The sequence below is a fragment of the Streptomyces oryzae genome (assembly GCF_017676365.1).
Lineage (GTDB): Bacteria > Actinomycetota > Actinomycetes > Streptomycetales > Streptomycetaceae > Streptomyces > Streptomyces oryzae.
In genome coordinates this window covers 23,139-42,896 of sequence record NZ_JADKMA010000037.1, presented here as the reverse complement: position 1 = coordinate 42,896, position 19,758 = coordinate 23,139, and the positions used below count along the sequence as shown (strand labels likewise).

The window sequence follows — 19,758 nt, the reverse complement described above, 5'->3', positions numbered from 1 at the left end:
GCAACCCCCTGCACGACCTTGCCGCGCCCCCACGCCGCCCACACCCCCGCGCATGCCTGCTGCCCCTGCCCCAGCCATCCCCGTGAGCCGGAGCAGCAACTGGCCGGTGCGGCCCTGGCCCACAGCCGGCCGCCTGGCGAGGGGAGCAGCCGGTCGGCTCACCGTTCGAGGAGCAGATCGGCTGCGCCCGCGCCGTGGTCGACGGGGACTGGGTGCATGTCTTCGGGACGACCGGTTTCGACTACACCACCAGGACGATCCCGATGACGTCGTCGAGCAGGCCGAGCAGTGCCTGCACACCATCGAGGCCGCTCTGGCCGAGGCGAAGTGCAGCTTCGTCGACGTCGTGCGGGTGCGCTACCTGCTGCCCGACCGGCCAGACTTCGCGCTGTGCCGGCCATCCTGCGCCGCTGCTCCCGCGGGATTCGGCCGGCGGCCGCCACGATGCTCGTGTGCGACCTCGCCGACCCCCGTATGAGGATCGAGATCGAGGTGTACGCGCGGCGGGCCACCGGGTAAGACCCTCCGCGCCCTCCTGACCCGCGCCGACGCCGAGGGCCGGATCGACCGGAGCCCGGTGCGCGTCGGCTCCACTTCCTGCCGGGCCCCTCAGCACGGGCCCACCGGCAGCGCCGCGAACGCGGGCGCCCCGGCCGCTCCCGGTGACAGCTGGGTGCGTGACGTCGCCGAACACCCTTCTACGGCGTAGGCTACCGACGGCCTGCGGGCCCGACCGTCGGCGTCTCACCGGGAGGGACATGGGCGTGGACGCATCGGTGCCGCGTGGCTCCGGAGGCTGCTCGTTCTTCGGCACCGCGCTGGCCGTCGCGGCCGTTGTCACGGTGTGGTGGGGGTTCGTCGGGCTGGCCACCGAGAACTTCGGGAGCGACTGCCTGTTCTATCTCGGCGCTGACGGGCCGCGGGCCGAGCACTGCAACCAGGTGAACGACCGAGCTGAAGCATGGCTGCCGTGGCTGGTGTTCACCGCGTGGGCCAGCGCGGTTCCGGCCCTTTTCGTGCCCCGCCGGTTTCCGTCGTGGCGGTACGCGGCTGTCGGCGTCGCCGTCGGGTGCCTGGTCGTCGCCGTGGTGCTCGGAGGGCAAGCCATGACGGTGGGCCGACCGTGAACCGACTCCACCGCGCCGCGACTTCCGCTGGTCCACGTCTCCGCACAGGGAATCCGGACACGGCCTGGCTTCACTGCCGTGGGCACGGCTATCAGTGAGTGACTCCTCTGTCGTCAACTACGAAGCCGATGAGCGCGTTAGCTGGCCCTCAGGCTCAAGGCGGTAGCTCGCGAGAGGGCAGGCGGAGGAGCACCGCGCCCCGGGCCGGCAGCGCGAGCCGCCACGCTCCCGACGGAGGGCTCCGCCCTCCTGGCCCCGCAACGCGCCCGCACTCGCGCTGTCTTCCTCACCAACCGCGTCGGGACCGCAACGCCCGGCGCGCGACCTGGAGACCGCCCCGAGTACACACACCCGCCGCCGGGCCGGCCGACGGGGCCTGCGGGAGCCTGCGTTCGGCACCCCAGCGCAGGCTATTCGGCGGCCTGATCAGCCGGTCACCGATGGAGCAATGGGATGCTCAGGGCCCAGCCTGTGCCGGATGTAAGCCCGCTGGGCCGCACCGGTCTCGATGCCACTTCTCTGGCTCGGTCCACTTCCTGCGCGGCTTGCTCACTTCCGGCATTCCCTGCTCCCTTCGCTGAGGCACTAATGTGCCGTCGGCCCGACCTGTTCCGGGCCGGGGATCTGGCGGGAGCAGAGGAGTTGCCGGATAAGCCATCGTAACGGCTCTTTTAGAGCCAACGCCCGGGTCGGCGTTGGCTACTTCACTGCGATTGCATCGCTGCTTCCACGCTGCTGCTAGGGGAGGCCATACCCCATACCCCGTTTCACTGTTCCAACCGAGGCTGAGGCGGTGGTCCGAGACTTTGGCGGTACCACAGCATCCGGGCTACTAGTGCTCTGACCGGGAAGGTTCACCGGCTTGCGGAGTTCCCGGCGTTGGTCAGCGAGCGTCGTACGGAGTGACAGGCGATCCGCTTGCCCCCGGCCGGGGATGAAATAGGGGCGGTGCGGGAGTTGAGTGTGGCGACAGGGCGGTCAGTGATCGTCGTGTCTCCCTCGGACTGCCGTCGAAAGGCAACCTCATGCCCTCGCTGCGCCTCGGTGTTTCCCTTCAACCACGCTGGCCGCTCGATGACGGAGCCAGCGTGCTCCGCGCCGCACGCCATGCTGAAGACTTGGGCTTCGACCACGTTGCGGTCGGTAACCGCCTACTGGACAGCGGTTTCGGCCTCGACACGGACCCGCTTGTTCTGCTGTCGGCCGTCGCGGGGGCGACGACGCGCCTGCGGCTGCTGACGTCCGTACTCGTCGCGCCGTACTACCCGGCGCTGGTACTCGCCAACCAGGCGGCCACCCTGGACGTCGTGTCCGGTGGCCGCTTGATCCTGGGCGTCGGCACCGGCTGGAACCCCGACGAATTCGATGCCGTGGGTGTACCCGCCCGTGAACGCGGTGCACGCACCGACGACCACCTCGCCGCCGCCAAGGCCCTGTGGGCCCGGCGACCCGCAGATTTCGACGGGCCTTTCACGACACTGCGTGCCGCGCACTTGGGAGTGCCTCCGGTCACCGCCGGCGGTCCGCCCGTGTGGGTCGGCGGCCACAGCAACGCTGCCCTGCGCCGTGCGCTGCGTTTCGGCGACGGCTGGTACGGCACAGGCGCCGACGCCGTGGAGATCACCGACGTCCGGCGCCGCTTGCGTGACCTCGCCGAGGCACAGGACGCCGATCGTCTGACGTTGGCGTCGGCCGCGTTCCTCACTCCGCCGGGTCTGCCCGCGGCGGTTCCGCCACCGGGACGACCACTCGGCGGCACTGCGCCCACTGCAGAGAGCGTTGCCGACGACCTCGGTCGGCTCGCCGAGGCAGGGCTTGCCGCTTGCACCCTGTGGCTGCCTGTCGCGGCTGAACATGTCGAGAAGGCCATGGAGTGGGTCGCAGCCGAGGTGGCACCGCGGCTCGCCTGATGCCGTGGCTGGAAACCCTAGGTTGATCAAGTTGCCGCTTCGAGGGGGCGTTCGCCCCAGCGGAGGCCCTTCTCACCACGGATGCGGGCGCGTTCTCGGCGTTGGGCGGCCAGGACCTCGGGGTGGCGGGAGTTGGCGTTGCGCCAGAGCAGGTAGCGGTGCAGAGCCTGGGTCTGTGCGGGATGGCTGCGGTGGTTCGAATTCGCCAGGGTGAACTGCCGCAGCGGGCCGAAGTGGGCCTCGATCGGGTTGGCCCAGGAGGCGTAGGTCGGGGTGAAGCACAGCTCGACCTTGTTCCTCTCCGCCCAGCGACGGATGGCCTGGCCGGTGTGGGCAAAGAGGTTGTCCAGGATGATGTAGATCGGGGCGCCGTCGGGGCGGGCAGCGCGGATCGACTTCAGCGCGGCCAGACTGTTGGCGGTGCCTTAGCGGCGGCGGTTGACGCCCCACAACCGGTCGTCGCCGACGGAGTAGCAGCCGTGGAAGTAGGTGACGCCGTGGGTGCGGCGGTAGGTCGCTGGCAGCCGGTCGGGCTTGCCCCGCTTCGCCCAGCAGGAACCTGCGGTCGGCCGGATCCCGAGCGGGCCGAACTCGTCGAAGGCGAAGATCCGGTCCGGAAAATGCTCCAGAACGTGCTCGATGCGGTCGAGCTTGACGTCACGGTCGGGGTCGGGTGACTCCTTCCAGGTCTTGGTCCGTTGGAAGGTGATGCCGCGGCGTCGGAGCAGGCACCGTAAGGCTTCCCGGCCGATGCGGATGACGCGGCCGTGCACGCGGCGCAGGTAGGCGGCGAGTTTGCGGATCGACCAGCGAGAGAAGGGCTGGCCGAGCTTGGTGGGGCGGGTGGTGGCCGTCTGGATGACGAAGTCCTCGTCGTCATCACTGAGTAGGCGGGAACGGCCTCCCGCCCATCGAGGGTCCAGGCAGGCCAGGCCGATCTCGTTGAACCGGTGGATCACATCGCGCACGGTGTCCTCGTCAGCCTGGACCAGCTGAGCGATCACCGGGACCGAGTTCCCGCCGACAGAGACGAGCAGCATCATCGCACACCGGTAGCGCACCGAGCTGGTGCTGCCCCGGCGCACGATCTGCGGCAGCTTCTGCCCTTCCTGATCGGTCAGTCTGCGCACGCGCACAGGCTCGGCCAACTCCTCTGGGACCAATTCGCGGCACTGCTGCCCGAGCGGCCGGAGCACCACCCGAACGATCCGCTGGGCTGGCACCGCCGACGCATCAGCGAGCGGATCATCTTCGACAGGATGCTGCAACTGCTGCGCTTCGGCTGTTCCTATGAGGCGATCGCCGACACAACCTGCTCGGTCACCACAATCCGCAACCGCCGCGGCGAGTGGATACAACTGGGCGTCTTCGCCCGGCTCAAGCAGATCGCGCCGGAGTTCCTACGACCGGGTCGTCGGCCTCGTCCTTGACCAGATTGTCGTCGACGGCTCCATCACCAAGGCTTCAGGTGGCGGTCAGGTCGCCGGACGTTCCCCGGTCGGCCGCGGCGAACAAGGGCTGAAACGCTCGGGCATGACGGACGGCTACGGCATTCGGCTGGGCCGGGTCCTGGCCAGCGCCAACCCCCACGTCTCCCCGCTGCTCGCCCCGACCCTGGACCGCCTGGACGACCTGGGTCCGTTGCCCGACGACATCATCGTGCACCTGGACGCCGGCTACGACTCGGACACCACCCGCGCTCTGCTCAGCGAACGCGGCCTCCACGGCCGTATCGCGCACAAAGGCGAGAAGGCGCCCATCCAGGCCAGTCAGCGTTGGCACGTCGAACGCACGCACGCCTGGCAGAATGCCTTCCACCGGCTCTCCCGCTGCTACGAGCTGCGTGTCACCGTCGTCGATGCGTTCTTCGACCTTGCCGACACGATCATCACCATGCGCAGCCTGATCCGGCGGGCATGGACAACTCACCGCTGGGACGAACGCCTGAACTGCCGACCGTGATCACCACCTAACCGCGCCACCTGTTAGCCGCGCCCGACTTCAGGCCTGTGCTCTCGGCCCGGGACCGCAGAAAGCCTGGGCCAACCCTGGAAGGAAAGTGTCCGTGAACGACACGACGCCCCAGCGTCCTGCTCCCGCCTCGTCAGCGGGGCGATCGGCCGGAGGGCTGCATCCCGAGGTACTGCGCCAACTGGAACGCCTGCGCGGCACAGTCTCTGACGACTTCGCGCCACGCGACGGGTGGACCATCGAGACCCCTGTGGGCGAACGGCAGCTCCCGGCCGAGATTCAGGCCCTGCTGTCGATCGACTGGCCCGAGGCCCACGTCCTCCTCGACGAGGACGACATCGGAACGATCAATTTCCCGATGATGCTCGAAGTCGACGAAGAGGACGGGCCGGGGGACCGGGCGTGGCTCTTCGTAGGCATGACCAGCACCCAGTTCTACTGGCTGCTGGATCTCGACGAGGCCGGAACGGGCGACCCGCCGATCTACGTCATCGATCACGACTGGGACGACGAGGAAGGGATCCCCGCACCTGATCTCCTGTCGAGGATGCTCGCGGATCTGAAGGCCGTGCCACCGCTGTCCGCGGAGGACCTCTTCCCGCGAGCCTGCGCGCTCGGAGACCTCACAGCTGTCCGGGAGGCTCTGGCCGGCGCACCGGCGCTTGGCCCGCTGAACGACTCAGGGCTCACCCCCATGCACCTGGCCGTCATCGGCCGTTCCGCCGCCGTCGTGCAAGCCCTGGCCGAAGCCGGCGCTGACCCGGGCACGGCGCTCCACGGGACGTGCAGGATTCCCTGGACATATCGCCACCCGAAACGGCACTGCCCCGACTTCGGGGACCTGAACGCCGGTGCTACACCCCTGCACCTCGCCCTCGCCCCCGGACTCCGCGTCAAGTCCGCGCCCGACATCGCCCCCGACGTCATCGAGGCCCTTCTCACCGCGGGCGGGGATCCCAATGCGACCGACGAGCACGGCCGCACACCGCTCCACGACGCGGTCACCTCCGTCGGACCGAACGCGCATGAAGCAGTACGGCTCCTCGTGGAAGCAGGCGGCGACCCCCATGCGCGTATGGAAGACCCGACGCGACTGCGCTACCCGGTCAGATCACATACGCCCCTGACCATCGCCCATGAACTCGGCCGCACCGAAGCAGCCGACCTGCTGAAGAACGCGACGAAGACACCGTAAGCACCGTCCGCGCAGGAGAAGGCCGGTCGGCGAAAGTGCGGCGAATGCGGAGGGTGTCGATGTCGAAGGGGAGGGCGGCCAGTCATGCCTGCAGTACACGGAAGGTCGCTGGCGTTGTATCGAACAGCAGTGAGCATGTCCGACGCCCGATGAGCCCTGATCGAGCCTACGTTGACGGCCTGGAGAAAGGCCCAGCTCGACCGCAGACCGACCGGACAGCCGGAAGAAGTCGGAGTCCGCGACGTCTTCAACGCGATCCTCCACGTCAACCGCGCGGGACTCCTCTGGAAACACCTCCCGCACGACTCCACGAACCACGGCGCCGTCTACGCCGCATCGCGGGGCGATGGAATCTTCCCCCAGCTCAATTACGACCTGACCGGATTGGCCAGGGTGAGGGGGCGCAAGCCCGAGCCGACCGCTTCCGTGATCGACATCCGGAGCGAGAAGACCCCCAGCAACGTACCCCTGACCAGCCAGGGAACCGATGCAGCCAAGAAGATCGTCGGAAGGTAGCGCGGCCTCCTCACCGACACAATCGGCCTCAACCTCGCCGTGACCGTCACCGCCGCCGGCCTCTCGGAGAACGCCCTGGGAATGCGGCGACGCGACGTATTGCGCGGATGCGACCGTCCAAAGCCTCGTCGAGGACGACACGGCCGCCGCAGAGGAAGACCAATGGAAGGGAACGGACGGCCGTGACAACGAGTGATCGCGCACCGAGCCAGGGAACCACGGGCGATAGCAACGTCCAGCATGGCGTCGAGATAGTCGGCGGTCCGTTCGAGGGCATGGCAGCGACGCTGGACAGCGTCGATGACGGGCAGATTCGGGTGCAGGTCTGCATTTTCGATCAGTGGAGGCGGGTCTCCCTGCGTCCTTGTCACGTGGCCCTGCCGCGGGAACTGCACCGATTCGGCATGCACACCACCCGGGCACAGCCGGTCGACCTCGCCGACTACCTGCCCGAGTTGCTGCCGATGGCCCGGACAACGACCCGGCTGCACCCATGCCCAGGGTATCCATCGATGTCGGACAGCTCGGTGGGTGGACCGCTGCGCTGGCCCGCCGTCGAAGCGTGGCCGAACTGCTCGATGCCCCACCACGCTCCGGACGACGTTGCCGGTGACCCTCGGAAACCGGTGCCACTGGTGCCCATCGTCCAGCTGTACGCACGGGACGTGTCGGAATTGCCGTTTCCGCCAGGGACAGACCTGCTGCAGGTTCTCTGGTGCCCGTTCGACCACCCCGAAGAGGACGAGGGACCCTGGCCCCGGCCGATACTGTACTGGCGGAACGAAGCGGCTGTCGGTGCCCGACTGGCCGCCGGCATGCCGGAGCCGTCCGAGAACAGTCCATTCGGGACGGTGCCGCGGCCGTGCCTCATCGATCCGGAGCAGGTCGTCGAGTACCCGAGCCCCGATGAACTGGCGTACCAGCCCGATCGGGCCAGCCGGATGGACGCTGTCGAGGCGGCAACCGGCTGGTCATACTTCCGCCATCTGTCCGTGGCGCCGGGGATCAAGGTTGGTGGCTGGCCGCGTTGGACTCAGCCGCCACGCTGGCCGGAGTGCATCTGCGGCCGCCGGATGGAGCACCTGCTCACGGTCTCCAGCCGCGAGTACGACGTGGAGAGCGGAAAGCGCTGGGCACCGATCCAGCACGTCGGCGCCGACATCGATCCGCAAGTCGACTCAATCGAACGAGGCTTCAGCCCAACCGACCTCTGCATCGGCGACATGGGTGGGATGTACCTGTTCATCTGCCCACGTTGCCCAGATGTGCCTTGGACGTACCGCTTCGACTGCTCATGAACGCGACTATTCGGCCCCCTCAGGGAGCGAACAGGACGCAGGACGCGGGACTCGAGATCAGGGTGCATGGTGGGCGCGGCGGCCAGCGGAATGAGGACCCGGAGGCAGGTCCAAAGTGTGGTACCGACTCAGCTCTTGTAGGGGGGTGCGGGTGAGGATGTCCAGCAGTTCCCGCTGCGACGGCCGGTCGTGCACCGCCTCCTCCAGGAGAAGCGCCTTCTTGCTGCGCTCGGCGCCCTTCCGTCGCAGCGGAATCGGGCGGCTGCCTTCCAGAACGAGGTCGGTGTTGCCCGGACAGCCGACGTCGACGCCTGCGACGACCTCGGTCGGGAGCTGCCGGTAGTGGCCGGTCAGCTCCCTCGCGTCGATCGGTAGTTCCGGTCCCAGCTCACGAGCTGATCGTGCAGCTTGGCGCAGGAGTCAGACCCCCCCGCCATCTTGCTGGTCACCGTCGGCGACGCCACCAGCTTCCCCACCGTCGCCCACCTGGCGTCCTATGCCGGCCTCGCCCCGACGACAAAATCGTCGGGGACCTCGATCCACGGCGAACACGCACCACGAGGCGGGAATCGACATCTCAAGAGAGCAATGTTCCTGTCGGCGTTCGCCGCCCTGCACGATCCCACCTCCCGCACCTACTACGACCGATGCCGGGCCCGCGGGAAGACCCACACCCAGGCCCTCCTCCGCCTCGCCCGCCACCGCGTCAGCGTGCTGTTCGCGATGCTCCGCGACGGCACCTTCTATGAACACCGAACCCCACGCCTCGTTTGACGAAGGACATAGAGGCACCCCCCGAAACGGCTGCCTCATGACCGCTTCATCGTCTGCGACCGGCCTTCCTGGGGCTGATGAGGTGGAAACTGGGCCGTGGCGACGTAGGCGATGGCTGTCCCCCCTTCCGCGGTCGGTGACGCCGATCTGCGCGTAGAGGACGTCGAGGCCCGTGCGGCGCTTCTGGGTGGTGGTGACAGCGTCGATCCGATACCTCGCGTGCGCAGGAGCCCACGCTGTCTTGTACACCTGGTGGGTAAAGGTGCCGGGGTTTCAGGTGCCGTCGGGGCCTGGCCGCATCTCACCGTGGTCAGGCGGCACCATTCCCGAGCCCCTCCCCGACTCCGGTAGACGCTGTGCTCGTCGACTTCTTCACCGGCTGGGGTGCGGACCCGGACCCGGACGGCCCGTGGGCGGGTGGGTGCGGAAAGCCGACCGTGAGGAGGAGGCCACCTTCCGGGCGGGCCTCGGCGGCGAGGGTGGCGTCATGCGCCGCGGCGATGGCCTGCACGATCGACAGCCCCAGGCCGAGGCCCTCGGCGTTCGTCCGTGGCTCACCGAGCTGCTGGAACGGCTGGAAGATCTGGTCGACGGCGTTCGGGGGCACCACCGGCCCGGAGTTGGCCACGGTCAGGACGGCGCGGCCGTTCACATCGGCGGTGCCGATCTCCACCCAGCCGTACGGCTCGTTGTGCCGCAGCGCATTGTCGACCAGGTTGATGACGAGCCGCTCGGCCAGCGGCCGGTGACCCGCCGCGGTCGTGGCGGACAGTGAGCAGTGCAGCGCGACCAGCCTCTGTTCCGCGTCCGGTCGGCGAGCCGCGACGACCTCCTGTGCGAGCCGGCCCAGGTCGAACGGTCGGCGCACCTCGATGCCCGCGTTGCCTCGGGCCAGGGTCAGCAGAGCCTCGATAAGCCGCTCCTGCTGAGCGCCGGCGGCAAGGATCCGCTCGTGCGCCGCGCGCAGCGACTCCACATCCGCGTCGGGATCCGACACGGCGAGCTGTCCCAGTGTCCGCTGCCTGGCGAGGGGGGTGCGCAACTCGTGTGAGGCGTTGGCGACGAACCGGCGCTGTGCCTCGAACGACCTCTCCAGTCGGCCGAGTAGATCGTCGAAGGTGTCGCCCAGCTCCTTGAGCTCGTCGCTCGGGCCGTCAAGGGCGAGACGCTGGTGCAGGCTCGTTGCCGAGATGTCCCGGGCGGCAGCGGTGATCGTACGCAGCGGGCGCAGTATCCGCCCGGAGACGACCCAGCCCAGCGCGATCGAGATCACCAACATCAGGGCGAGCGCGATGGCGGACTGCACGAGCAAATCGTCGAGCACGGCCTCCCGCTGGAGAACCATGAGCTTTTGCGCCGCGTCCGGCAGCACGTCGTGGGCGGGCTTCCCTCTGACTCTCTGGGGCGGCGCCGGCGCCATGCCGTCGGCCCTCTCGGCTGAACGCGAGCTGCCGTCCGGGGCGAGCCGGACCCCGGAGAGGGAGCGGCTGTCGGAGTTGAGCACCAGCAGATACGTGATTGTCAGCAGCGCCGCCCCGGAGAGCAGGAACAGCGCCCCGTACAACAATGTCAGCTTCAGCCGGACCGTACGCCGCGGGACCAGCGCGTTCGTGAGCCAGCCGGTGAGCCGGGAGAGCGGCGGCATGGGCGGCCTCAGATCCGGTAGCCGCGTTTGGCGACGGTCTCGATCACCGGCGGATCGCCCAGTTTGGCCCGCAGCCTGCTGATGGTGATCTTCACAGCGGTGGTGAACGGATCGGCGGCCTCGTCCCAGACCCGCTCCAGCAGTTCCTCCGCCGGGACGGCCCGGCTCTTGGCCGACAGCAGCAGCTCCAGCACCCCGAACTCCTTCGGTGCCAGCTCCAGCGGCCGTCCCCCGCGGGTGACCTTGCGCCGTGCCGTGTCGACCACGAGGTCGCCGTGCCGTACCACGGGCGGTACCACCGGATGCGACCGCCGCGCCAGCGCGCCGATCCGCGCGATGAGCACCGGGAAGTCGAACGGCTTGGCCAGGTAGTCGTCGGCGCCCAGATTGAGCCCGTCGACCAGTTCCTCCGCCGAGGCGGCGGCGGTCAGCATCAGCACCCTGCTGCGGCGGCCGGACCGAACTAGCTCGGAGCAGATCTCGTCGCCGTGCCTCCCGGGCAGATCCCGGTCGAGGACGATCACGTCGTAGTCGTTGAAGAGGGCGCGGTCCAGACCGCTCTTACCGTCGTACGCCACGTCGACGGCCATCTGTGCCCGCCGCAGTCCGACGGCCACCGCCTGCGCCATTTCCTGATCGTCCTCCACCACGAGCACTCGCACTCGCTGCTCCTTGCGTATGTCCAACCGGCTAAGAACACCCTGACAACGGGATTCAGAATGTTCCAGCCCTGGTTTCCGCAGGGTTTCAGCCTCTGTCCAGTCGCAGGGAATGTGCTCCCCGGTGAGCACCGGCGGTGCACGATCTGCCCCTGGAGTCGCTCTGCGAGACCATCGGCGACAGCCTCCGCTGGGCCGGCCCAGCGGCCACCGGGCAGGAGATGGTCGACGCCTGCAAGACCGCTCAGACCTGGGCCTGATCGGATCGCGGCCCGACGGACTCGACACAGTCGTCGGCAATTGCGGCTACCGGCTCTGTGGTGGGGAGGACGGGGAACAGCGCATCGCCATGGCCCGCCTGAGACGACGGCAGGGCGGAATTGGCATCCTGGTGTTTTTCCGCTTGGTTCCTATGTTCCTCCCCCCCACTCCGGTCTGTCCGACCACCCGTCCGGACGGACGCGAGCCCTTGTATGCCCTGGCGTCGCCGCTGCCGTTCTGGCAGCGAAACCTCGGCGAAACCGCCGCCTCACTAGAACAGGGCACAGAAATTCCGGAAGGAACGGAGAGAACGGAATGGGAGTTTCCGCGGAGTGGCCGACGGATGGCATCACCGCACCGAAAAGGAAGCTACTACGGCAGAGCGCTGCACTGGCGGCGTTGGTGACCGGGGCCGCCCTGTTCGTCGTCGGCTGTGGCGGCACCGAAGAGTCGGGTAACGGCGGGCCTGCATCGAAGGCCGAGCAGCCGGAGGCCGCCGATGGGCTGAAATTCGCGCAGTGCATGCGGGACAACGGCCTGCCCGACTTCAAGGACCCCAAGCCGGGTGAGGGCATGGGCGCCGGGATCGAGCCGCAGTCGGAGGAGTTCAAGAAGGCCGAAAAGGTCTGCAAGAAGTACATGCCCGCCCCGCCCGCGGAGGAGGGCGGGGCCGGTTCGGGCGATGTGTGGTCGGCCAAAGACAAACTCAAGTACGCCAAGTGCATGCGGGAGCACGGCATCCCGAGTTTCCCGGACCCGGACGAGAGCGGCGGCTTCAAACTCGACGTCGACCCCAACACCCCGCAGTTCCACAAGGCGGAGGACGCCTGCGAAAAGTACCAGCCCGAGTCCCTGCGCAACATGGAGCCCAACAAGCCCGCCGGGAGTTCGGCATGAGCGCGACCCAGCTACCGAGGGAGGACGAGGCAGTGAGCCCCCCGGACCGGCAGAGCGAGCCGCCACCGGTGAGGCGCAAGCCGCGCGGGCCGGCCGTGCTGGTCGTCGTGGCGATCCTCGCAGCAGTCGGTGCGGGGGTCGTCGTTGCCGACCCGTTTGGGAAGTCCGCGAAGGACTCGTCGGCCAGGACTGCTGCCCCCACCGGGCTGGCGAAGGTCACCCAGGGCACCCTGTCAGCCCGCACCCTGCAGAACGGGACCCTCGGGTACGCGGGTTCCTACGATGTCGTCAACAACACCAAGGGCACCATCACCAAAGTGCCCGCTGCGGGTGACGTCATCAGCCAGGGCGATGTGCTCTACCGCGTGGACGGCAAGCCGGTGGTGCTGCTCCAGGGAGCCACCGAGCCCGTGTACCGCGATCTGTCCTACGGCACAGAGGGCCCCGATGTGCGGCAGCTCAACGCTGCGCTCGTCAGCCTCGGGTACGCCACCAAAGACGAGATCGACCCTGACTCGGATTACTTCAGTTGGCTGACCGTCGGTGCACTCAAGGAGTTGCAGGAGGACGTGGGCCTCGATGAATCAGGTGAACTTCCCCTCGGACAAGCGGTGTTCCTGCCCACCGAGGAGGTCCGGATCAGCAAGGCCGACGCCGTGCGAGGCGGCCCGGCCAGACAGGGACAGAACGTCCTGCAGGTCTCCTCGACCAAGCGGCAGGTGGTCGTCGAGCTCAACGCCAGTGAGCAGTCCGGGGTGGCGGTCGATGACAAGGTGACCATTACTCTGCCCAACGGCAAGACGGCCCCGGGCATGGTGTCGTCTGTGGGGAAGGTGGCGAAGCAGGCCGAGGACAAATCCACCATCGAGGTACACATCAAGCCGAAGAACCCCAAGGTAACCGGCGGGCTCGACCAGGCGCCGGTCCAGGTCGCCATCATCTCCGACACGGTCGAGGACGTGTTGTCGGTACCCGTGAACGCGCTGCTGGCGCGCTCCGGCGGCGGCTATGCCGTCGAGGTCGTCGACCCCGGGGGCAAACACGAGCTGGTCCCGGTGCGGATCGGGCTCTTCGACGACAGCGAGGGCAAGGTCGAGGTCAGCGGCGCCAGGATCGCCGTCGGCCAGAAGATCGTGGTGCCCGCCTCATGACCGGCGCAGAGACCCAGACGCAGTCGGCCGCCGCTCAGCCAGCCGGCGAGCCGGTCCTGAAGCTGGAGAACGTGACCAAGATCTACCCGGGAGCGTCCCCCGTCGTGGCACTGGACCGGGCCAGCTTCACCATCCACAAGGGCGACCTGGTGGCGATCGTGGGTCCGTCCGGTTCCGGCAAGTCCACCCTGCTGCAGATGATGGGCACCCTGGACCGGCCGACCTCCGGGACGGTACGGGTCGCAGGGGAAGATGTCGCCGCGATGAGCGACCGGACGCTGGCCGGGCTGCGTGCCGTCCGGGTCGGCTTCGTCTTCCAGCAGTTCTTCCTGGCGGAGCACGCCACCGCGCTGGAGAACGTCGCCGACGGGATGCTGTACTCCGGCGTCCGCCGCCAGGCCCGGTTGCCTGCGGCCGTCGCGGCCCTGGACCGGGTCGGCCTCAGCCACCGGATCGACCACCGGCCGTCGCAACTGTCCGGTGGTGAGCGGCAGCGAGTGGCGATCGCCCGAGCCCTGGTCGGCGACCCGGCGATCGTGCTGGCCGACGAGCCCACCGGCAATTTGGACAGTGTCGCCGGCACCGGGATCTTCAACTTGTTCAAGGAACTCAACGCCGAGGGCACCACCATCGTCATGATCACCCACGACCGGGAGCTGGCAGCCAAGCTGCCACGCCGGATCGAGATCCTCGATGGCCATATCGTCGCCGACGTCCTGGCGTCGAAGGACCGCTTGGCCACCGAAAGGGGGCTGCCATGAGCACCACGGCCCCCGCCCCCGGCCGTCTCTACCCCGCCGACCTGGCCCGGACCGCGAGCGTCGGGCTGCGCACCCGGAGGGTGCGGGCTGCACTGTCGGCGCTGGGCATCGCCATTGGCGTCGCCGCGATGGTGGCGGTGCTCGGGCTGTCGGCCTCGTCGCAGGCCGGACTGATCGCCGAAATCGATAAGCTGGGCACCAATCTGCTGAAGGTCACCCCAGGCCAGTCACTGGGCGGCGGAGACGCGAAACTTCCCATCGAGGCACCGGGCATGATCTCCCGGATCGGCCCGGTCGAGGCGGTCCAGAGCACCGGCAAGACCGACGCCGAGGCGTACCGCAGTCAGCACATTCCGAGCCTCAACACCAACTCCCTCTCGGTGAACGCCGCCAGCCCGGGTCTCCCGGCCGCTGTGCGCACCTCGATGGCCCGGGGCAGATACCTCAACGCGGCCACCGCGAAACAGCCGGTCGCCGTCCTCGGTTGGGACGCCGCAAGCCGGCTGGGCATCTCCCGGATCCACCCCGGCATGCGCATCTGGGTCGGAAAACAATGGTTCTACGTGGCCGGGGTCCTCAAGCCCGCGAAGCTGACGCCGGAGATCGACTCGTCGGTGCTGGTGGGCTATCCGGCCGCGGAGAAGTACCTGGACTTCGACGGACACCCCTCTACGGTGTACGTGCGGTCGGACCCCGACCAGGTCAAGGAGGCCCGCAAGGTGCTGGCCGCCGCAGCCAACCCGCACAACCCCAGCGAAGTCAGCGTCACCCAGCCCTCGGCCGCGCTCGAGGCCCGGGCAGCCGCGCAATCGGCCCTGGACGGCCTGTTCCTCGGGTTGGGGGCAGTGGCCCTGCTCGTCGGAGGCATCGGCGTCGCCAACACCATGGTCATCTCCGTGTTGGAACGCCGCTCCGAGATCGGTCTGCGGCGGGCACTCGGCGCCACTCGGGGCACCATTCGACTGCAGTTCCTGTCCGAGGCAATTCTGCTCGCCACGCTCGGCGGTGCGATCGGGGTGGTGCTGGGCACACTGGTGACTTTCGCCTACGCAGGCATCAAGGGCTGGGGAACCGTCGTCCCGGCGCTCGCCTGGGCCGGCGGACTCGGAGCGGCCGTGGCCATCGGAGCCATCGCCGGGCTGTTGCCCGCCCTGCGGGCCGCCCGGATGCAGCCCACCGAGGCACTGCGGACCGCCTGACAGTGCGTGCCCGGCACTGCGGTGGTTGCCGCCGCAATGCCGGGCGCCCGTGTCCATGTCATGCTCCAGCGGACGCGCAACCCACTGCGGGGAATCGCCCCTGTGCGCGGCTTCTCCGATCAAAGCCTTAGGTCAGGCGCCTACCAGCAACTCCAGGCCGAACGCGCACACCGCCACGACGCTGTCGTCGAGCAGGCCATCGACGACAGCAAAGCCTCCGCCCTGGCCCACCTGCCCGCCGGGGTGCTCATAGCGCTGGATTGGCTGAGGGCCATGAAGGCGTCCTGCGTAGCGTGGCTCATGAACGTCACTTTCATGCCATGCCTGGGGAATTGTCCAGGTGGCGCCTGCCAGCATCACTGACACAGCAGGGCACGGTGGAGACCGAGTTGATCATTCTGGACGCGGCGGAACGTGTGGGCGTGCCGTGGATCGCCCTGGAGGAGTGGCCGCGCGGCAGGCGGTGAAGTACCGGGAGAAGTACGACAAGGCGCGAGCTGTGCTCGACGCGGGCCCGAACGTGCTTGTGGGAGCGGTTGTGTGCCTGTTCCCAGTCCGCGAGATCTGCCTGGCCTTTCGCGGCAGCGGTGCGGAATCACCGGGGGGTGCGGGCGCGCACCGGCTGCCAGCAGCAGGTGAACGATGTCGGCGTCGCCGTTCTCCGCTGCTTCGTGCAAGGGCGTGCAGCCCTGGTCGTCCCTGCTGTTCGGATCGGCACCTGCCGAGAGCAGCAATTCGATCCCCTCACGGAAGGCCGAGGAAGACGCAGCCAGAAGTGGCGTCCATCCGCGCTCATCAGTTCCATTGACGTCGGCACCGGCCGACAAGGGCAAATCGCAGGGCAGGCAAGTCACCCGCGTACGCTGCAATCCGCAGGTCCTCTGTCAGAGAGGACCCAAGAAGGCCACTTCTTCCAATGCTGACTCTCTTTCTCATGGCCCAGCTCCACGGACGGACCGCACTCGGCCCCGTCGCATGCGAGAGAAAGGCGGGCTTCCGGCTGGCAAGGCGACGGAAGCAGTCAGCGAGCCCCCGGCCACCAGGTTGCTGGAACCGGCGCGTCGGACGACGTCGACCGTGCCATCCTGCGCTCTCGCTCCGAGAGGTCTCCTTTCCGGGCGATCGTCGCAACCGGTGCAGGTCGACGCGGACCTGGATCAGCACCGTCCGTGAGCGGCTCCCGGACGACACCACGCTGCAGCAGACTCGTTCCCCCACGGCCTTCGCGCTGGTCAGGTGCCTCTTTGGCCGGAGCACAGGATCAAGCGAAGGCCGTGTCCATGTCTCCGGAATGCTCGTACGAGCGATCCCGTACGAGGCCTCGTTCACGGTCAGCCGAACGGGGAGAAGTTCCTTCAGGCGCTTCGGCTACGCATACCTGCTGACGCGAGCACCACCGTCGGCACCGAAACCAGGATCGCCCAGCCCAGGCGGCGCGTCTGGTAGGCGGCGCACCTCGACTCGACTCCCTCCTCCATCGACCCATGGGCGGGGCTCCAGTCGTTGCCGAGGACGGAGTGGCACTTGGAGCGAGGGTAAGCCGCGCTGATGTCCGGCGCGCTGGTCAGCAACCACAGGATCACGCCGGTTCCGGCGCACGCCAGAAGCCACACCATTGTCTTGTTCATGCCGTGACTGTATGCCTGCGGTCTGCTCTCACCTCGTCGGGCCCATCCTCTTCGGCGGCCTCGTACAGCCGGCGTTCCTGCGGGGGGCTGGCACCGAAGACACCGTCCAAGAGCGTGTCCTATGTGGTGATCACTCATTGCCCCCTGCATGGGGAGGGGAACGTCGCCTCTCGGCTGCCGGACACGATGCGCGCACCCGCTGAACTGGAACTTTAAGGGCGGCGCGCCCAGAGCAGGGCATGTCCGCCGTCGGCCTCAGGGATGAACTCCTCCCGTTCGACCGTCAAGCCGGCCTGTTCGATCCACTCACGGTTGGTGGCAGCATCCGCATGGCTCCCGCTGTGTCTGCGCGTGGGAGTAGTTTCCGTTCGCACCCGCATCGACGACCCACAGCCGGACCTTGGCGTTCGCACCCGCCTCACGCGTGACCGCGGCGGTCGCCTCCACCTCCACAGGACCAAGTTCAAAACAGCACGGCTTCACCTGCTCCGTCCGCCAGTGCAGTGGCCAACTGCTGCCTCAACTCACGGATCATGTCAGACAGTTCGATCATTTTCCCCACCCTCGCAACCGGCAATCAGACGCTGCAAGACCGCGCTCCGTACGCTCGCTGGACGACTCCCTGCCTTCCTGAAACAGCAGCCCTGCCCCACCCAATTCGCCGAATTGGTAACAGGGTCATCGCGCGCAGCTCACGGGCACCGGTTCCCTGCGGTCCGCACACAACCGGAACACCCCTGCTCGCGCAGGGACCACTCGCTGTGCCCGCAGTCCACCATCGCGATGGTCGGAACACCCCGCTCGCGCGGGGAACACGTTCTCGTGTCGCGAAGTCTCGATCTGTCAGACGGAACAACCCAGCTCGCGCGGGGAACACACTTCCTGACCTGCCCTGTTAGCGGGATTTTGCTTTTTCTTTGCCGCTGCGGCTTCTTGTCATCGGTACATGGCGGCAGAGCCGATGCCACGGCGTGGATGCCTGTTCGGGCCGGGTGTCTTTCGGGGAACGCTTCGGTGGGCAAGGCGGCCACCACGGTCCGCAGGTCGACGCGGTGGCCCGTCGCCGCGGACCGCACGGGTGGCAAGTCGATGGGTGCGGTGGTTCCTGCGCGCGGGGAGGGTGCTCCGCTGGCGCCGCGATCGTGGAGGAACTCCCTGCTCTGGTAGCACAGAACCGGAGGCCGAGCGCTGGTCCCGCGTCGAACTGCGTGTGGACCGCCTCGACTGGCTATCTGCTGTACCAGCCTCGCTGGTCGGCCCTCCGCCCATCGAACGCCCAGGTGAGCTCAAGCGATCTGCAGCCCGCCCGGCTTCAGGCAGTACCGTCGACGGTTGCTGGTTGTGCGCTGGTTGGCGTCCCGTAATGGGGCGTTTCCGCAGGTGACTGCGGTTTCGTCGACGTTCCAGGTTCAATGTGTGAGTTGTTCGAGCAAAGGCCCTCTGGCTTGCTTTGATGCAGGTCAGGGGTTTTCCGCGGGCAGATGTGGTGGAGTTCCGCTGGAACATCAAACGGGGGTGGTTCGGGGCGTGAGGCTTGCCTTTGTGCAGGTCAGCGCGGTGCGGCGGGATAGTTTAATCCGGTCGGGGTTTCCGGTTGCTGGATTTGCGCTGATCGATCTGACGGCCTGCCAGGGGGGCGAGACGGTACACGTCCACCACCAGGAAACCGGCCACGGCCCTGATGTACAGCCAAGTTCTTCACCCGGACTCAGGCCGCCGACCGGCATCGGCCCCAAGCGCATCCGGCGCTACCGGCCGCAGGCCAACGGCACGGCCGAACGCCCCCACCGCACCCTCTTCATGCGTGGGCCTACCAGCGGCCCCTATACCTCCAGCGACGAACGCCCCCGCGGGCGGTCGCGACATGTTCGGGGGTCTCCAAGGAGGCCGCGGCCTTGTAGAACGCTGAGACTGTAGGGCCTTCGGAAGGGGAGTGGCAGGCGCTCGGGTTTCGGTCGCTGGAGCCTCGCTCCCCCGACGCTCGACCTGTGCGGGCCGGACGGCTGCCACGGAGCTGAGTCTCCTGAGAGGGACGTTCGCGTTTCCAGGCAACCGGCAATGCCCGGCAGACGGCTTCACGTTGAGCCTGGAAGAACTTCCAGATGCCTTGCAATTGCGGCCGCGGATCGCCTCGGCAAGTAGTCGCGTGCCAACTGAACCTCCCGGACGGCACCGTCCGCCAGTACGTCACCTATCAAGAAGCGCGCACGGCCGGCAGGCATGCGGGTGGCATCGGTACCATTACCGCCGTCTCCCGGTACGGTCTTCGTGCGCGGACCGGATGCGGCTTCTCAAGAGGCTGCCGGGTAGCAGGCGGCGAGCGCCTGTACGGCTTCGAGCATTGTGCCGTTGTGCGTGCGGTCCCGGACCTCCGCCTCCGCGCCCAGGCTGAGCAGATCCGAGATGGCGTCCGGCTGTAACTGGACCGTCAGTCTCACCTCGATCCAGCCGACAGCGCCGGGCGCAGGCGACTGTTCCCGGCGAAGTTCGGTACGTCGGTCGAGCACGCGTTGGAGCGGGCGGGGCCTGCGGATCTCGCTGCGTGCCCTGGCCAAGCTCCTGGACGCATCTCGGCATCTCCGAGGATGACATCGCCGGCCTCAACATCTCCACCGGCATCCCGCTGGCCCACGACCTGGACGCAGACTTCCACCCGGCCGAGAAGGGCGGCACGTGCCTCGACCCCGGAGCCGCCAAGGCCGCCATCAAAGTCGTCAAGAAGCCAGGGCAAGAAGTGGCCGAACGGCCCGGAGGGTCTCCCCTGAC

The 19,758-nt window shown here is 68.1% G+C and carries 15 protein-coding genes and 9 pseudogenes; 15 read left to right on the top strand and 9 right to left on the bottom strand.

From position 1 onward, the window contains the following. The first annotated feature begins 176 nt into the window (after positions 1–176). From ITI46_RS10080 to ITI46_RS10070, 3 genes and pseudogenes are all read left to right on the top strand, one after another. Positions 177–519 (top strand): annotated as a pseudogene (locus ITI46_RS10080) (Rid family hydrolase). 239 nt (positions 520–758) lie between these two features. Next, positions 759–1,127, top strand: coding sequence for a hypothetical protein (locus ITI46_RS10075; RefSeq protein ID WP_209239106.1), 369 nt, complete (start codon positions 759–761; stop codon positions 1,125–1,127). 1,025 nt (positions 1,128–2,152) lie between these two features. Next, complete coding sequence (locus ITI46_RS10070) at positions 2,153–3,037, top strand: TIGR03619 family F420-dependent LLM class oxidoreductase (protein ID WP_247745744.1); 885 nt, start codon at positions 2,153–2,155, stop codon at positions 3,035–3,037. 26 nt (positions 3,038–3,063) lie between these two features. On the opposite strand, the pseudogene ITI46_RS10065 reads toward ITI46_RS10070, so the two are convergent. After that, positions 3,064–4,185 (bottom strand): annotated as a pseudogene (locus tag ITI46_RS10065) (IS630 family transposase). Between ITI46_RS10065 and ITI46_RS10060 the strand changes: the two are divergent. The 5 genes and pseudogenes from ITI46_RS10060 to ITI46_RS10040 all read left to right on the top strand — a co-directional run. Further along, a pseudogene (locus ITI46_RS10060) lies at positions 4,150–4,999 on the top strand (IS5 family transposase). The pseudogenes ITI46_RS10065 and ITI46_RS10060 overlap by 36 nt on opposite strands. 103 nt (positions 5,000–5,102) lie before the next feature. Beyond that, entirely contained in the window at positions 5,103–6,203 is a 1,101-nt protein-coding gene (locus tag ITI46_RS35795) for an ankyrin repeat domain-containing protein (RefSeq protein ID WP_209239105.1), read from the top strand. 156 nt (positions 6,204–6,359) lie between these two features. Next, a pseudogene (locus ITI46_RS10050) lies at positions 6,360–6,815 on the top strand (transposase family protein); the annotation flags it as partial. Positions 6,816–6,901: 86 nt separating this feature from the next. Next, a complete protein-coding gene (locus tag ITI46_RS10045) occupies positions 6,902–8,017 on the top strand; it encodes a transcription termination/antitermination protein NusG (RefSeq protein ID WP_307808115.1) in 1,116 nt (371 codons plus the stop codon). Between the two features lie 432 nt (positions 8,018–8,449). Beyond that, positions 8,450–8,791, top strand: a pseudogene (locus ITI46_RS10040) (transposase); the annotation flags it as partial. A gap of 310 nt (positions 8,792–9,101) precedes the next feature. On the opposite strand, the gene ITI46_RS10035 reads toward ITI46_RS10040, so the two are convergent. Both ITI46_RS10035 and ITI46_RS10030 read right to left on the bottom strand, forming a co-directional pair. Then, positions 9,102–10,436: a sensor histidine kinase gene (locus ITI46_RS10035; protein WP_209239104.1), complete on the bottom strand. Its 1,335-nt coding sequence runs from the start codon at positions 10,434–10,436 to the stop codon at positions 9,102–9,104. Between the two features lie 8 nt (positions 10,437–10,444). Then, positions 10,445–11,098: a response regulator transcription factor gene (locus ITI46_RS10030; RefSeq protein ID WP_209239103.1), complete on the bottom strand. Its 654-nt coding sequence runs from the start codon at positions 11,096–11,098 to the stop codon at positions 10,445–10,447. 134 nt (positions 11,099–11,232) lie between these two features. Here ITI46_RS10030 and ITI46_RS35465 point away from each other — a divergent pair, with 134 nt between their 5' ends. From ITI46_RS35465 to ITI46_RS10010, 5 genes are all read left to right on the top strand, one after another. After that, entirely contained in the window at positions 11,233–11,355 is a 123-nt protein-coding gene (locus ITI46_RS35465) for a hypothetical protein (protein WP_280634744.1), read from the top strand. Positions 11,356–11,671: 316 nt separating this feature from the next. Further along, positions 11,672–12,253 (top strand): hypothetical protein, encoded by a 582-nt coding sequence (locus ITI46_RS10025; RefSeq protein ID WP_209239102.1) that lies wholly within the window; start codon positions 11,672–11,674, stop codon positions 12,251–12,253. Beyond that, entirely contained in the window at positions 12,250–13,404 is a 1,155-nt protein-coding gene (locus tag ITI46_RS10020; RefSeq protein ID WP_209239101.1) for a peptidoglycan-binding protein, read from the top strand. The genes ITI46_RS10025 and ITI46_RS10020 overlap by 4 nt, the downstream gene beginning before the upstream one ends. Next, the gene (locus ITI46_RS10015) at positions 13,401–14,165 is read left to right on the top strand and encodes an ABC transporter ATP-binding protein (RefSeq protein WP_209239100.1); all 765 of its coding nucleotides are present in this window, start codon (positions 13,401–13,403) and stop codon (positions 14,163–14,165) included. The genes ITI46_RS10020 and ITI46_RS10015 overlap by 4 nt, the downstream gene beginning before the upstream one ends. Continuing rightward, the gene (locus ITI46_RS10010; RefSeq protein ID WP_209239099.1) at positions 14,162–15,364 is read left to right on the top strand and encodes an ABC transporter permease; all 1,203 of its coding nucleotides are present in this window, start codon (positions 14,162–14,164) and stop codon (positions 15,362–15,364) included. The genes ITI46_RS10015 and ITI46_RS10010 overlap by 4 nt, the downstream gene beginning before the upstream one ends. A 132-nt stretch (positions 15,365–15,496) precedes the next feature. On the opposite strand, the gene ITI46_RS10005 is transcribed toward ITI46_RS10010, so the two are convergent. The 5 genes and pseudogenes from ITI46_RS10005 to ITI46_RS35790 form a co-directional block, all read right to left on the bottom strand. Next, entirely contained in the window at positions 15,497–15,730 is a 234-nt protein-coding gene (locus ITI46_RS10005; protein ID WP_209239098.1) for a hypothetical protein, read from the bottom strand. 133 nt (positions 15,731–15,863) lie between these two features. Beyond that, a pseudogene (locus ITI46_RS34760) lies at positions 15,864–15,963 on the bottom strand (IS5/IS1182 family transposase); the annotation flags it as partial. Between the two features lie 21 nt (positions 15,964–15,984). Continuing rightward, positions 15,985–16,218, bottom strand: a pseudogene (locus ITI46_RS36025) (ankyrin repeat domain-containing protein); the annotation flags it as partial. Between the two features lie 501 nt (positions 16,219–16,719). Further along, positions 16,720–16,992 (bottom strand): hypothetical protein, encoded by a 273-nt coding sequence (locus ITI46_RS09995; protein WP_209239096.1) that lies wholly within the window; start codon positions 16,990–16,992, stop codon positions 16,720–16,722. Positions 16,993–17,298: 306 nt separating this feature from the next. Beyond that, positions 17,299–17,439, bottom strand: a complete 141-nt coding sequence (locus tag ITI46_RS35790) for a trypco2 family protein (RefSeq protein ID WP_307808116.1) — start codon at positions 17,437–17,439, stop codon at positions 17,299–17,301. 1,655 nt (positions 17,440–19,094) lie between these two features. Here ITI46_RS35790 and ITI46_RS36230 point away from each other — a divergent pair. Further along, a pseudogene (locus ITI46_RS36230) lies at positions 19,095–19,238 on the top strand (DUF7196 family protein); the annotation flags it as partial. A 45-nt stretch (positions 19,239–19,283) separates the two neighbouring features. Here ITI46_RS36230 and ITI46_RS09985 read toward each other — a convergent pair. Next, the gene (locus ITI46_RS09985) at positions 19,284–19,499 is read right to left on the bottom strand and encodes a hypothetical protein (protein WP_209239095.1); all 216 of its coding nucleotides are present in this window, start codon (positions 19,497–19,499) and stop codon (positions 19,284–19,286) included. Between the two features lie 68 nt (positions 19,500–19,567). On the opposite strand from ITI46_RS09985, the pseudogene ITI46_RS34750 reads away from it, so the two are divergent. After that, a pseudogene (locus ITI46_RS34750) lies at positions 19,568–19,726 on the top strand (phosphoglyceromutase); the annotation flags it as partial. Positions 19,727–19,758 lie beyond the last annotated feature (32 nt).

Bases quoted from the DNA above. Each gene is read 5' to 3' on its own strand.
- ITI46_RS10075 (WP_209239106.1), top strand. From the start codon at position 759: ATGGGCGTGGACGCATCGGTGCCGCGTGGCTCCGGAGGCTGCTCGTTC.
- ITI46_RS10070 (WP_247745744.1), top strand. From the start codon at position 2,153: ATGCCCTCGCTGCGCCTCGGTGTTTCCCTTCAACCACGCTGGCCGCTC.
- ITI46_RS10035 (WP_209239104.1), bottom strand. From the start codon at position 10,436: ATGCCGCCGCTCTCCCGGCTCACCGGCTGGCTCACGAACGCGCTGGTC.
- ITI46_RS10025 (WP_209239102.1), top strand. From the start codon at position 11,672: ATGGGAGTTTCCGCGGAGTGGCCGACGGATGGCATCACCGCACCGAAA.
- ITI46_RS10020 (WP_209239101.1), top strand. From the start codon at position 12,250: ATGAGCGCGACCCAGCTACCGAGGGAGGACGAGGCAGTGAGCCCCCCG.
- ITI46_RS10015 (WP_209239100.1), top strand. From the start codon at position 13,401: ATGACCGGCGCAGAGACCCAGACGCAGTCGGCCGCCGCTCAGCCAGCC.
- ITI46_RS10010 (WP_209239099.1), top strand. From the start codon at position 14,162: ATGAGCACCACGGCCCCCGCCCCCGGCCGTCTCTACCCCGCCGACCTG.
- ITI46_RS09995 (WP_209239096.1), bottom strand. From the start codon at position 16,992: ATGAACAAGACAATGGTGTGGCTTCTGGCGTGCGCCGGAACCGGCGTG.